10 protein-coding genes are annotated in these 13,037 nt (G+C 71.1%); 9 read left to right on the top strand and 1 reads right to left on the bottom strand.

The annotated features are described in order from the left end of the window. Window positions 1-116: 116 nt before the first annotated feature. On the bottom strand, window positions 117-1,520 hold the full coding sequence (locus tag ACFV57_RS39880; RefSeq protein ID WP_385243251.1) for a cytochrome P450: 1,404 nt from the start codon (window positions 1,518-1,520) through the stop codon (window positions 117-119). Between the two features lie 351 nt (window positions 1,521-1,871). On the opposite strand from ACFV57_RS39880, the gene ACFV57_RS39875 reads away from it, so the two are divergent. The 9 genes from ACFV57_RS39875 to ACFV57_RS39835 are packed head-to-tail and all read left to right on the top strand — an operon-like array spanning window position 1,872 to window position 13,033. Continuing rightward, window positions 1,872-4,613, top strand: coding sequence for a phosphoenolpyruvate synthase (locus ACFV57_RS39875; RefSeq protein WP_385243248.1), 2,742 nt, complete (start codon window positions 1,872-1,874; stop codon window positions 4,611-4,613). After that, on the top strand, window positions 4,606-6,306 hold the full coding sequence (locus ACFV57_RS39870) for an AMP-binding protein (RefSeq protein WP_385243245.1): 1,701 nt from the start codon (window positions 4,606-4,608) through the stop codon (window positions 6,304-6,306). Before ACFV57_RS39875 ends, ACFV57_RS39870 begins: the two co-directional genes overlap by 8 nt. After that, on the top strand, window positions 6,303-7,958 hold the full coding sequence (locus tag ACFV57_RS39865; protein ID WP_385243242.1) for a hypothetical protein: 1,656 nt from the start codon (window positions 6,303-6,305) through the stop codon (window positions 7,956-7,958). The genes ACFV57_RS39870 and ACFV57_RS39865 overlap by 4 nt, the downstream gene beginning before the upstream one ends. 16 nt (window positions 7,959-7,974) lie before the next feature. Then, entirely contained in the window at window positions 7,975-8,274 is a 300-nt protein-coding gene (locus tag ACFV57_RS39860; RefSeq protein ID WP_385243240.1) for an acyl carrier protein, read from the top strand. Beyond that, window positions 8,271-9,422 carry an SDR family oxidoreductase gene (locus ACFV57_RS39855; protein ID WP_385243237.1) on the top strand — a complete coding sequence of 384 codons (1,152 nt, stop codon included), beginning with the start codon at window positions 8,271-8,273 and terminating at the stop codon, window positions 9,420-9,422. The genes ACFV57_RS39860 and ACFV57_RS39855 overlap by 4 nt, the downstream gene beginning before the upstream one ends. Continuing rightward, entirely contained in the window at window positions 9,419-10,426 is a 1,008-nt protein-coding gene (locus ACFV57_RS39850) for a nucleoside-diphosphate kinase (RefSeq protein WP_385243234.1), read from the top strand. Before ACFV57_RS39855 ends, ACFV57_RS39850 begins: the two co-directional genes overlap by 4 nt. Before the next feature lie 14 nt (window positions 10,427-10,440). Next, a complete protein-coding gene (locus ACFV57_RS39845; protein ID WP_385243231.1) occupies window positions 10,441-11,421 on the top strand; it encodes an AfsA-related hotdog domain-containing protein in 981 nt (326 codons plus the stop codon). Further along, window positions 11,418-12,128, top strand: coding sequence for a nitroreductase family protein (locus ACFV57_RS39840; RefSeq protein WP_385243228.1), 711 nt, complete (start codon window positions 11,418-11,420; stop codon window positions 12,126-12,128). Before ACFV57_RS39845 ends, ACFV57_RS39840 begins: the two co-directional genes overlap by 4 nt. After that, a complete protein-coding gene (locus tag ACFV57_RS39835; protein ID WP_385243225.1) occupies window positions 12,125-13,033 on the top strand; it encodes a hypothetical protein in 909 nt (302 codons plus the stop codon). The genes ACFV57_RS39840 and ACFV57_RS39835 overlap by 4 nt, the downstream gene beginning before the upstream one ends. Window positions 13,034-13,037: the final 4 nt, after the last annotated feature.

Genomic DNA, 13,037 nt, shown 5'->3' with positions numbered 1-13,037 from the left:
CTGACGGGCGAACGCCCCGTCACCGGTCGTTTTCTCCCCACGTTGCCGCAGCCCACCCCCGGTGGGGTGGGCTGCGGTCAGGCAGATGGATTTGGGGGGACTTGGTCAGGTTGGGCTCATCGCCCCTGTTCCGGGCCCACCGGATGCACAGGGCACTTCGACTCCTGAGCCGGCTGCTGTCGCTTCAGCGGCTGCTCGCGGGCCACCGCGACGGCGTGCTTGCCCGGGATGAGGGTGGCGTGCCACATACGCTGGGCCTCCGACGCGGGGTTGGCCGGGGTCAGCCGTACGTGCCTGAGTACCTCTCGGGTGATGACCTTCATCTCCATCGTGGCGAGTTGCGCGCCGACGCAGTAGCGGCGGCCGCCGCCGAACGGCAGGAACGATTTCTGGGCCGGTTTGGTGTTCTCGCCCAGGAAGCGCTCCGGCCGGAACTCCCCGGGGTCCGGGTACGCCTCACGGTCCTGGAGGATGAGGGAGAACATCGGGATGGCCACCCAGCCGGCCGGGACCTCGTACGCGTCGAGCCGCAACGGTTTGGTCAGCAGCCGCCCCAGGCCGAAGATCACCGGGCGCGAGCGCAGCGCTTCCTTGACGACCGCGTCGAGGTAGACCTCCTCCTCGCCCCGTTCCATCTCCTCCTGGAGCCGCGCGAGTACCCGCGGGTTGCGCATCAGCCGTTCGAAGGTCCACGACAGGCCGGTGGCCGTGGTCTCCAGCCCCGCTTCCAGCAGGGTGAGCATTTCGTCGCGGATCTCCTGGTCGCTCAGCGGCCGGCCCTGGTCGTCCCGGGCCCGGAGCAACCGCCCCAGAACGTCGGTGGCCTTCTCGTCCGCCTCGTCCCGGCGCCTGGCGATCTCGCCGAACAGGATGTCGTCCACCGCGTCGGCGGCCTTCGCGGCGCGGGTCGTCGGCAGGAACGGCAGGCGCAGCGCCAGCGGTGACCGGTCCGCCCAGGTGCGTACCCAGCCAGGCGTCAGGAACAGGGCCGGGGAGCCGCTGGCCTTGGACAGGGCCATCAGCGCGGCCCGCAGCCGGTCTCCCTGTGCGGCGTCGCGGACCCCGAAGACCAGCCGCAGGATGATCTCCAGCGTGATGGTCTGCATGTGCTCGCGCAGCGAGAACGGCTTGCCCCGCGGCCACTTCTCGATGTCCTCGGCGGCGATCTCGGCGATCAGCTCGGGGTAGCTCGCGATGGACTTGCCGTGCAGGGCGGGGCTGAGCAGCTTGCGGTGGCGCCACCATTCCTCGCCGTCGTTCGTGAGCAGCGAGTGCCGTCCGAGCCACGGCACGTATCCCGCGCGCAGCGCTCCGGTGAGGTTGCCTTCGCCGTCCACACGGTAGATCTCCGCGGCCAGCTCCGCGTTCGCGACCACCACCTGGGGCGGGAAGCCGAGTAATTTCATGCGGAACACCGGACCGTGACGCCGCCGCAGGGTCTCGAAGTACCGGACCGGATTGCGCATGTGGAAGGTCTGCAGGAAGGCGGGCTGTCGCGATCCGGGGGGAAGGGGAGGCATCGTTTTCTCCATTCTCCAGCATCTGCCCAGTTCAGAACGTGCACAGACGATGGCCATGAGGGCCGGCGCGCCAGGGATCCGCCGACGACCGGGGAGAACATCGGGTATGGGGGGACAGGGAGTGGGGGCGGGAGCTGACAGGGATTCTAGACGTGGACCGACCGGCCGCCGCTCCATAGTTTTCCGGTCGCTAGGGAAACCCTTAGTTGCGGCGGCAGGCCCACCGGACGTTGCCTGGAGTTCTGCTACGGTCTGCGACATCTTCATTGAAGTCCTGCCCGGGCAGATGACGTCTTCACTGCCGCACGGATAAAAGTTCAGGCCACAGCGTCTCGAAGATCTTGAGGTTTCATGCGAGCCATAATCGCCGAAAGTCCTCCAGGTGAGGTCGCACGATTAGCAGGCGGCAAGGGGAAGAATCTGCACGCACTCTCGGGCAGCGGGCTCGACATCCCCCGATGGGCCGTAGTGGGCCTCGATGTGTTCCAGGAATTCATCGCCGAGCTCGATACGTCGGGGCACATCGAGGCCCTGCTCGCCGGCGTCACCACGGACACCGTGGGAGAAACCTCCGGGAAGCTGGCCGAACTCATCGATTCGGGAGAGCTGAACGAGCGGGCCGCGTCGGTCATCGAGGACGCGTACGCGCAGGCCGGGGGCGGCCGGGTCGCGGTGCGCTCCTCCGGGGCCGAGGAGGACGGTGCGCAGCACTCCTTCGCCGGGCAGTTCGCCACCTCTTTGAACGTCCGCGGGCTCGACGAGGTCAGGGCCCACGTCAAGAAGTGCTGGGCGTCGGCCTTCTCCGAGCGGTCCCTGCACTACCGGCTGCGCCACGGGCTGGCGCTGCGCGGCGCGGGTGCCGCCGTTGTCGTACAGGCCATGGTGGATTCCGAGCGCAGCGGCGTGCTGTTCACCGCCGACCCGGTCAGCGGCGACCGGCGGCGCTTCGTGGTCAGTTCCGTCTACGGGCTGGGCGAGGGCCTGGTCTCGGGGGCGGTCGACGCCGACACCGTCACGCTCGACGCCGCCACGGGCACGGTGACCGAGACGGTGCTGGGCGACAAGCGCGAGCGCTATCACCCGGACGCGGCGGGGTCGGGATACCTGATCAGCGAAGTGCCGCAGGCCGAGCGGGACAAGCTGTCGCTGACGCCGAAGGAACTGGCGCGGCTGCACGATGCCGGGGCGCGCGTCCAGGCGGTCTTCGACACTCCGCAGGACATCGAGTGGGCGTTCGCCGGCGATGTCCTGTGGCTCCTTCAGGCCCGTCCCATCACCGCGCTGCCGGAGTACACCGGGGCACCGGACGAGGCGTCGGAGCCCAGCGAGGGCGAGCTGCGGATCTGGGACAACGCCAATATCGTCGAGAGCTTCTCCGGAATCGTCTCGCCGCTGACCTACAGCTTCGCGGCCCATGTCTACGGCAAGGTGTACGAAAACTATGCGCGGGGCCTTCGGGTTCCGCAGACCGGGCTGCGCGAGATCGAGGAATGGGCTCCTCATATGCTCGGCCATTTCCATGGCCGGGTGTACTACAACTTGCTCAACTGGTACCGGATGGTACGCATCGCGCCGCTGTACAAACTCAACAGGAAAGTCCTGGAGATCGCCATCGGCGTCGAGGAGGAACTCGACGACGAAGCGGCAGAGGCGATCTATCCGTACGACTTCTCGTCGTCCTTGCGTGACCGACTGGCCCGGGCCAGGACGGTAGCGGCGTTCGTGCACCGTTATTTCACCATGAACCGTTCCGTCGAGCGTTTCATGGAGTACTTCTACGCGGCGTACCAGGAATTCGACAACGTCGACTACGACGCGATGGAGGGCCAGGACGTCTATCGGCGTTTTCGCGCCCTGGAAAAGGACCTGCTGGAGAAGTGGGGTCCGATGCAGACCCTGGACGCGTCGATCCTGTGGTCCGTCGGCGCGCTCGCCCTGCTGAGCAGGCGCTGGCTGCCCGACGCTCCCGAGTGGCTGACCTGGAGCGCCGCGTCCCCGGGCCCGCAGGTAGAGTCCCTCGAACCCGCCCGTGCGCTGGCACGCCTCGCGGCGAGTGTGCGGGAGGACGCCGAACTGGAGCGTCTCGTCCGGGAGACCCCGGCCGAGGACACCTACGAGGCGCTGCGCGCGAGCGGCCACACCGGGTTCCTCGCGTCGGTGGACGAGTATGTCGCCGCGTACGGCTACCGCAGTCTCGACGAGCTCAAGCTCGAAGTGCCCGACCTGCGGGAAGACCCCTCGACGCTGTTCGCCATGGTGCGTGCCGCGCTGCCCGAGGTGGACGCCGACCCGGCCGGGAAGGCGGAGTCCTATCTGGACGTCCACCTTCGCGGGCCGCGCCGGATGATCTATGACGTCGTCCGCCGCAAGGCGCAGAGCACCCTGTACAACCGGGAGCGGCTGCGGTTCTGCCGTACCCGCGCGTTCGGCTCGGCGAAGCGGATGCTGCGGGCCATGGGCCGTGACCTCGCCCGGATGGGGGCGATCGACCGCTACGACGATGTCTTCTTCCTGCGCCTCGAAGAGTTGCGCGGCGCCTACGAGGGCGCGTCGGCGCACACCGGCCTGCGGGCCCTGGTGGAGCTGCGCAAGCGGCAGCGGGCCGAGGACGAGCAGTTGTCGACGCCGTCACGGTTCGTCACGCGCGGGGCCCCCTACTGGCGGGGCAACCTGGAGCGGGCCGGTTTCACGTCGGGCCCGGTGGCGCGTACGGGCGTCCAGGAGATGCGCGGAACGCCGTGCTGCCCCGGGGTGGTGGAGGCCGACGCGGTGGTCACGGACACCCCCGTGGAGGTCAACGGCGGAGTGCTGGTGGCGTACCGCACGGACCCGGGCTGGGTCGCCGCGCTGCCGTCGGCCTCGGCCCTGGTCATCGAGCGGGGCAGCCCGCTGACGCATGTGGCGATCGTCGCCCGTGAGCTCGGCATTCCGACGGTCGTCCAGGTCAAGAACGTGATGCGGGAGCTGGAGACCGGTATGCGGGTGCGGGTGGACGGCGCGGCGGGGACGGTGACGATCCTGTCCGAACCCGCGGAAGCGGCGGCGGGCGGCGCTGCCGGGGCCGGGAGCGCGAAGGACGTGGGCCGTGAGTAGCGAACTGCTGGCCTGGCTGACGGAGCCCGCTCGGGCCGAGTCGGGCGACGGCGGCCCCGGCATCCATCTGGCGGACGACCGCGGCGGCTGGGTCTTCCACCCGTACACCGAACTCGCCGCGTCCGCACGGCGGGTGGCCGGTTCGCTGGCCGCCCTGGGTGTGCGCCCCGGCGACGTGGTGTGCGTACTGCTGCCGACCGGCCTGCCCTGTTTGTCCTCGCTCTTCGGTGTCTGGGCCGCGGGGGCGACGGTCTGCCTCATCCCCCCGCCGGCGTTCGCCGCGCAGGCCGAGTACGTCGAGCACGCGGCGGGGATCGTGGAACAGTGCGCGCCCGCCGTCACCATCACCGACGAGCACCTGGCGCCGATGACCGCCCAGGTCCTGGCCGCGGCCGGCGCGGACCGCGAGCCGTGGATCTGGCATGACGACGGCGAGGAGGCCGTCGTACGGGCCTCCGGCGGGCCGGCCCTGCTCCAGTTCACCTCGGGCTCCAGCAGCAGGCCGCGCGGTGTGCGCGTCGCCTGGGCGAACCTGGAGGCCAACATCCGGCTGATCCTGGACCGGCTCGGCTGGCGCGCGGGCGACGCCGCGGCCTCCTGGCTGCCGCTCCACCACGACATGGGTCTCATCGGCTGTCTGCTCGCTCCCGTGAGCGCCCAGGGCGATGTGTGGCTCATGCGTCCCGAGCAGTTCATCCGCGATCCGGCCCGCTGGCTGCGCACGTTCGCCGTCGCCGCGCACACCGCCGCTCCGCCCTTCGCGTTCGCGTACGCGGTCCGGCGGCTCGGTGAACGGCTCGCGGACCTGGATCTGTCCGCGTGGCGCAACGCCATCGTCGGCGCCGAGCCCATCGACCCCCGGGTGCTGGAGCGCTTCGCCGAACTGGCCGCGCCCGCCGGCTTCTCCCCCGGCGTCTACCTGCCGTCGTACGGGCTGGCCGAGGCGACGCTCGCGGTGACGGTGCACTCCCCCGGCACCCGCGTGCCGACCGTGCGGGTGGACACCGGCGATCTGCGTTTCGGTCACCCCGTCACCATCGACGCGACCCGTGAGTTCGCGAGCGCCGAGCGGATCGACGACAGCGAGGACGGCTGGGTGGTCGGCTGCGGTCACCCCGGCGACGGGGTGGGCGTGGCGATCGTCGACGAGGAGGGCAAGCCCCTGCCCGACGGGCACCTCGGCGAGATCGAGGTGACGGGCCCGTCGGTCGCCGGCGGCTATCACGCCGGCCGCACCGGCTCCACGCGGTTCACCCCGGACGGGCTCAGGACCGCGGACGCCGGCTTCTTCCACCAGGGCGAACTGTTCGTGCTCGGCAGGATGGGCGACAGCCTCAAGGCGCATGGGCGCAGCGTCTACATGGAGGACCTGGAGGCGAAGGTGGTCTCGGCGACCGGCATCGCCCGGGAGAAGTGCGCGGTCGTCGGCGTCGGGGGCGGTGGCGAAGCCTCGGTGACGCTGTTCGCGGAGAAGGCCGCGGGCGCGTGGGTCGAGGACGCCACGCGGGCGTTGCGCGGTGCGCTGTCGGACGAGGTCGTCATCACCGTCGTCGTCGGCGGCAGCGGGCTGATCAGCAGGACGTCCAGCGGCAAACCCAAACGCCGCCACATGTGGGAACAGCTGCGAAGCGGCGGTCTGAAGAACGCGCGCGTTCTCGGACCGGCCGACGTCACGACCGGGAGGCCCGTGTGATCCTCAGCGAAGAATACTTGCAGAACCTGTTCGACAAAACGTTCCCGCAGATCGCCTCCGCGGCCGGCTGCGCCGTGGTGCTGGAGGGTTCGATCGCCGAGGGCTTCGGCAACTCGGGCTCCGACATCGACTTCCTGTTGATCGCCGACAGCGACGCCGACCTGCCGACCATGCCGTCCCTGCTGTTCGTGGACGGGCGGCGGGTCGAGGTGCGGACCCGTTCCGTGCGGCAGATCGAGGAGCAGTTCTCCGCGCTCGCCACGGTCACGGCCGGCGGCCCGGGGTCGGCCGCGGAGGATCTGCTGAACCGCTGTCAGCGGCTGCTGCGCAGCTTCCCGCTGCGCAACCACGAGCTGGTGGCGAAGGTCAAGGGGCTGGTGTCCTACGAGGACTTCCAGGCCACGGCCGGCGCGTGGTGGGCGCACGCCGCACGCCAGTCGATCCGGTACGCGCTCGTCCTGCGGCAGCTGGGCCAGGAGCGGGAGGCCGCGGCCTGGACCGAGGCCGGGCTGCTCCAGGCCGTGAAGTCCTGGGCGGCCGGGCAGGGAGAGACCTATCTGGAGCCGAAGTGGCTGCCCGAGCAGCTGACCCGCATCGGCGACCACCCCTTGGCCGCCCGGTACCTCAAGCTCGCGTCGCTGGACGCGAGTGGTCTGGACGCAGCCGAGTACGTCGCCGAGGGCGCCCGGCTCACGGCGGATCTGGGCGTCGAGGGCGCCGCGCCCGGTCCCGGGCAGATCACCGTGGCCGGGGCCGGGAAGGTGACCACGTGGCAGACCGGCGAGCGCGTGCACGTCGTACGCGCCCGGCAGGACGTGTTCGCCCTCGGGGACCAGGCGGCGCGCGCCTGGCGTTCCCTCGTCTTCGGCCGGACCCTGGAACAGGTGCTGGCCACGGCCCACGCGGCCGGGGCACCGCAGGCGGGCCCGCTGATCGCCCAGTTCCTGCGCTTCGGCCTGGTCAGGGCGGCGTGGCAGGGCGAAGGCCCGATCATCCCCACCATGCCGCTGGCCGCCCCCGCGGGTGACGTCACGCCCCCGCCGAGCACCGCTCGGCCGGTCGTCGCCGTGGGCGGGGCGCCGGTCGGCGACGCGCAGGCGGTCGATCTCGTACCGATGCCCGCCCGCCGCTTCAGCGCCGCCGCGATGACCCTGGTGTGGTCCAACGTCCTGGTGGAGAACGCCCGCGAGGACCTCGTCGGCGCCCTCGACCGCGAGCAGTGGGGCGTCGCCCAGCTCAGCGCCCGCAGGATGGTGCGGTTCGCGCTGCGCGGGCTGCTCAGCGCCCACGGCGTCAATCCGCTGCCGCCGGACTCCGAGGTCGTCCCCCGGCTGTCGCTCCTCGCGGCCGGGGCGGACACCGACGAGCTGCGGTCGAGCGCCACCCACCTCGAAACCCTCACGATCGCCTCCGGCTCCGAGGGGACCGCCGCGCTGGCGGCCCTGGACGGCTTCGTGGCACAGGTCCGCCGTGCCACGGGCGCCGACGACTTCCCGTCCTCCTTCGACTCCTCGGACGAATGGCGGCAGACCCTGGAGATCGGTTACGACTGGCTGCGCCTGGGCGCGCACCTCAACGCGGACCTGCCCATCGACGAGGCGGGCGACCTGCTGGCCAGCGGCGGGGCGCAGCCCCACGCCGCCACTGCCTGACGCTGCTGGAGGAACCTTGACATCGCCCATCAACCCACCCACCACCCAGGCCGGCGCGGCCGAGGACGACACGCGGAGCACGGTGTACGCGATCGTCGGCGCGATGGCTCCCGTCGCGGGCGCCGAACTGACCGACGAGACGACCCTGATCGCCGATCTGGGCTATGACTCGCTGCGGCTCCTCGAACTGACGCTGGCACTCGAACAGGGCTTGGGACTGCCGGAGCTCGCCCCGGAGGAGACGGCCACGGTCGCCACGCTCGGCGATGTCGTGCACCTGGTGTCCGCGGCACGGCGACAGGAGGCGGCCCGATGACACAGCAGCTGAGGGTCCTGGTGACCGGCGCGGCCGGGCTGGTCGGCGCGGAGGTCACCGCCCGGCTGGTGGCGGCCGGCCACCAGGTGACCGCCGTGGTCCACAACACCCCCGAACTGGTGCGCAACGACGGCACGCCCCTGGACCCGGCCACCGTCACGTGCCTGCCCGGCGACGTGACCCGGCCCCGGCTCGGGCTGTCGGACGCCCCGTACGCCGCCTTGTCCGACGGCGCGATCGACCGGATCGTGCACTGTGCCGCGATCACCGACTTCGGCCGCCCCCAGGAGCACTACCAGTCGGTCAACGTCGACGGCACCGCCCACGCCATCGAGCTGGCCCGCGCCGCCGACGCCGACCTGGTGCACGTGAGCACCGCCTACGTGTGCGGCGAACGCGACGGCCTGATCCGCGAGACGGAGCTGGACGAGGGCCAGCAGCTCGCCAACGCCTACGAGGCCAGCAAGCTCAAGGCCGAGACGCTGGTGCACAAGGCGCGGGCCGAGGGGATGCGCGCCGCGGTGGTGCGCCCCAGCATCGTCGTCGGCGACGAGCACACCGGCGTGGTGCGCGACTACAAGAACATCTACGTCGTCCTCAAGCTGGTCACCGAGGGCAAGGTCCGTTCCGTCCCCGGGCTGTACGAGGCGCGGTTGGACCTGGTGCCCGTCGGCTACGTCGCGGACGTCATCACCCGGGTCACCGAGCGCTTCGAGGAGGCGGAGGGCCGCACCTTCCACGCGGTGGGCGCGCCCCTGGCCCTGCGGGACTTCTCCGACGTCCTGGCCGAGTACCCCTCGTTCCACGTACCGCGGTTCGTGCCGGTGACGAGCTTCGACGCCGAGCGGCTGCCCCTGATGGAGCGGCGGTACTACGACCGCATCGTCACGCTGTACGAGAGCTACTTCCGGCGCCGGATGAAGTTCGACGGCTCCAACACCGAGGCCCTGGGGGTCCGCAGGGCGCTCGACGACGGCCCCGACTTCCTGCGCACGCTGATCAACCACTGCCTGGCCGCGGGCTACCTGGGCACGCCGCCGCCCGACGTCACCGACGTACTGGCCCGGCTGGGCCTCACGGGAGCGGGCGCCGCCGACGCGGCCGCGGGCGGCCCGGCCGCGAACGACTCGGACGGAGCCGACCGATGACCACCCGCACGGACCCGCGCCCCTTCGGCGAAAGCCTCTCTCCCGCCCTCAGCTGCGATCCGCGCAAGCTCGAACTGTTCGCCGCTGACACCTACTTCCTGGAGAGCCACGAACAGCTCGGCTCCCTGACGGCCGACGTGGACGGCTTCGCCCACCGGCACGCCGCACTGCTGCTCAAGCCCGACGCGGTCGTCAGCCGGCAGATACCGACGACGGTCAAATGGCTGGCCGCGAACGGTTTCCGGATCGTGGCCGCGGAACGCACCCGGCTCACCCGGACGGCCGTACGGTCGCTGTGGTACTACCAGTGGAACCTGGCCACCCCGCAGCGGCGCCGCCTGGCCGACATGTTCATGGACTCCTGCGACGCGGTGGTGCTCGTCGTACGTCCGGTGGCCGAGGAGGCCGGCGCCGCGCCGGCGTCGGTCGTCGTGACCGAGGGCAAGGGCCCGACCGATCCGCTGGCCAGGGTCCCCGGCCAGCTGCGTTACGAGATCGGCCGCTACAGCTACCTGCTCAACCTCGTCCACACCCCCGACGAACCCGCCGATGTCCTGCGCGAGTTGGGCATCCACTTCGACACGGCGCTGCGCGAGCGGGTCTACACCAGCGCGCTGGCGGGCGAGGACCGGTCGGACCGCGCGCTCGAACTGGCCGCGCAGCTGCACGCCGAGGTGGCCCAGCGGGACCTGACCTTCGAGCCGGCGGCACAGCGGCTCAAGGACGCCGTGCGGGCAGCCGAGGAGTCCGTGCCGCCCGGCGCGGTCCGCGACGAGTTGCACGCGGCGCGGCTGGGCGCCCACTCCCCCGCCGGCTACGAGCGGCTGCTGGAAGCCGCCTGGCAGGCCGGGCTCCCGCTCGACCCCTGGGACGTGGTGATCGTCGGCACCCATGTCCTGCCGATGAAGCGCAAGGGGCTGGCCCCCGTGCTCGACGGGGTCGGCGTGCACGACTGGCAGTTACACATGGCACGGCTCACGGCCGGGCAATCCGCGGTCGGCTAACACGAAGGAGAAGCATGGACACGGTGGAATTCAGCCGTACGGTGGCCCGCGAGCTCGTCCACCGGTCGAGTGTCACGGAAGTGCTGGTCACCGGAGTGCTCGCCCGAGACGAGGACACCCTCGACGTCGGGGTGCAGATACCCCGCTCCCACGCCTTCTACCGGGACACGGTGGGATGCCACCACCTCTACGACCCGATGGTGCTGGTGGAGGCGGCCCGGCAGACGCTCATCATGCTCGGCCACGAGCTGTTCGACATGCCGTTCGGCACGAAGTTCGTCCTGCGCGAGATCGCCCTGCGCGAGGGGAACATGTCCGCACTCGCGGTGCACAGCGTGCCCACCGATGTGGTGCTGCGCTGCCGCGTCCTGCGCCGTTTCCGTGATCAGACGGGCGTGCGGGGCGCGCGGGTGGTCTACACCGCGCTGGTCGGCGACGACGTGGCGGCGACGCTGGAATGCAGCATGTCCTGGATGCCGCCCGGCGAGTGGCAGACGATGCGCGATCAGGGCCGGGTGGCTCTGGGGTTGTCGCCGCTCCTGGGCCCCGAGGCTCCCCAGCCGCCGCGGGACCACAAGACCCTGGTCGACCGCCGGGACGCCGCGAATGTGGTCCTCTCCGGCTTCCAGGCGCCGCAGGACGACCAGCCCGCGGGGACCGCGCGGCTCGTCGTCGACATCGGCCACCCCGTGCTGTTCGACCACTTCGTCGACCATGTCCCCGGGATGCTGACCCTGGAGGCGTTCCGGCAGCTGAGCATCGCCACCGCCGTCGCCACCAAGGCGCTGCCCTCGGCGGCGGCCTGGCTCTCCGCGGTCAGTGCGCGCTTCACCGGGATCGGCGAGCTGGATCTTCCGGTCACCGGCGAGAGCGTCCTCGTGCGGAGCGACGGGCCCGGTGCCGTCCTGCGGTGCGTCCTGCACCAGGAAGGACGCTCCATCGCCGAGGGCGAAGTGCGCCTGACCAGGCCCGGCGTCCAGAGGGGGATGGCATGACTCCTGACGGCACGCCCTCTGACGGGACGCCCCCCGAAGGGACGGACCCCGACGGCACGACCCGCCGGCCCGCCTCCGCGCCCGTGACGCTCGACATCGACGAGCTGCTCTCCCGTACCCCCACGGTGCGCCGCAGGCTCGATCTGACCAGGCCCGTTTCCAGGACGCTGCTGACCCAGTGCCTCCAGCTCGCCCTGCACGCCCCCAACGGAGGGAACCGGCAGAGCTGGCGGTTCCTGGTCATCGACGATCCGGAGACGAAGAAGGCCGTCGCGCACTACTACAAGAAGGCCTCGGAGGCCTATCTCGCCGCCACTCCCCCTTCGGCGATGAGCGAGCGGGCCGTGGCCGGGGTGCGCTACCTCGCGGATCACCTGGACCAGGTCCCCGCGCTCGTCCTGGCCGGCATCCGCGGGCGGCTGTCCCACGAGGCGACGCTCGCCCAGCAGTCCAGCTTCTTCGGGTCCGTCTATCCGGCCCTGTGGAGCTTCATGCTCGCCGCCCGCAGCCGCGGCCTGGGCGCCGCGCTGACCACGGTGCACCTGGCCTACGAACGCGAGGTGGCGGAGCTGGTCGGCATCCCGTCCGACGAGCTGACCCAGGTCGCCCTGGTGGCCGTCGGGCACACGACGCAGGGCCCCGACTTCCGCCGCACCCCGCGCCAGCCGCTCGACGAGGTCGTGTTCTTCAACAGGTGGCCCAGGTGAGTCACGCCCCCACCGCCGCCCGGACCCCCGCCCGGCTGGGCCGCTTCGTACTGAAGATGTTCCGCCCGCAGATCTACGTCACCTACGGCGTGCTGTGGACCGTGACGCTGGAGGCCACCGCCGCCGCGGTCTCGGGCTCCGGCGCGTCGTGGACGCCGTCGGGATCGACCGTGGTGCGCGCGGCGAGCGTGGTGCTGGCGCTGCTCTTCACCCGGATGGTCGATGAGCAGAAGGACCTGGACTACGACCGGCAGCACCATCCGGACCGGCCGCTGGTGACGGGCGCCATCACGGTCGCGGAGCTGCGCGGCGCCATGGCGCTGATCACCGTGGTCGTCGTCGCGCTCAACACGCTGGTCTCGGCGCTGTCCGTGCTGCTGATCCTGGTCTGCCTGGGCTACACACTGTTCCTGGTCGCGCTGGAACGCTGGTTCCCGCCCCTCGGCGAGAACCCGGTGGCCAGTCTGCTGGTCAGCTATCCGGTGCAGTTGCTGCTGTCGGTCTATCTCTACCTCTCGCTGCTGACCGGCGGCGAGATCCACGCCGACGGGCGGGCCGTGCCACTGCTGGCCATGTTCGCCTGCGCGTTTCTCCAGTTCGAGATCGCGCGCAAGACCGGGTGGAGCCCCGATCCGCAGGAACGGCTGTACTCGCAGGTGTTCGGCCCGCGCGGCAGCGCGGCGGTCAGCCTGGCCCTCGCCGCGGGCGCGACTGTGCTGGCACTGACGCTGCTGGGCACTACGGGTCTGCTGCCGGCGGCGGCCCTCGTCCTGCCCGTGCTCGGCGCCTGGCGCTTCCTCGTACGCAAGAAACCCTCGGGGCTGACGCTCCCGGCCATGGGCTTCGTACTGGCCTTCAACCTGCTGTGCCTCTACGGGTCCACAGCGCTCGCCACCGGACGGTGAACCA

Source organism: Streptomyces sp. NPDC059788, assembly GCF_042732265.1.
GTDB lineage: Bacteria > Actinomycetota > Actinomycetes > Streptomycetales > Streptomycetaceae > Streptomyces.
This window is presented reverse-complemented; position numbering and strand designations above follow the sequence as displayed.

What these genes read in the sequence shown, in the direction of transcription:
- ACFV57_RS39840 (WP_385243228.1), top strand. Translation starts at nt 11,418, where the DNA reads ATGACTCCTGACGGCACGCCCTCTGACGGGACGCCCCCCGAAGGGACG.
- ACFV57_RS39880 (WP_385243251.1), bottom strand. Translation starts at nt 1,520, where the DNA reads ATGCCTCCCCTTCCCCCCGGATCGCGACAGCCCGCCTTCCTGCAGACC.
- ACFV57_RS39850 (WP_385243234.1), top strand. Translation starts at nt 9,419, where the DNA reads ATGACCACCCGCACGGACCCGCGCCCCTTCGGCGAAAGCCTCTCTCCC.
- ACFV57_RS39875 (WP_385243248.1), top strand. Translation starts at nt 1,872, where the DNA reads ATGCGAGCCATAATCGCCGAAAGTCCTCCAGGTGAGGTCGCACGATTA.
- ACFV57_RS39855 (WP_385243237.1), top strand. Translation starts at nt 8,271, where the DNA reads ATGACACAGCAGCTGAGGGTCCTGGTGACCGGCGCGGCCGGGCTGGTC.
- ACFV57_RS39845 (WP_385243231.1), top strand. Translation starts at nt 10,441, where the DNA reads ATGGACACGGTGGAATTCAGCCGTACGGTGGCCCGCGAGCTCGTCCAC.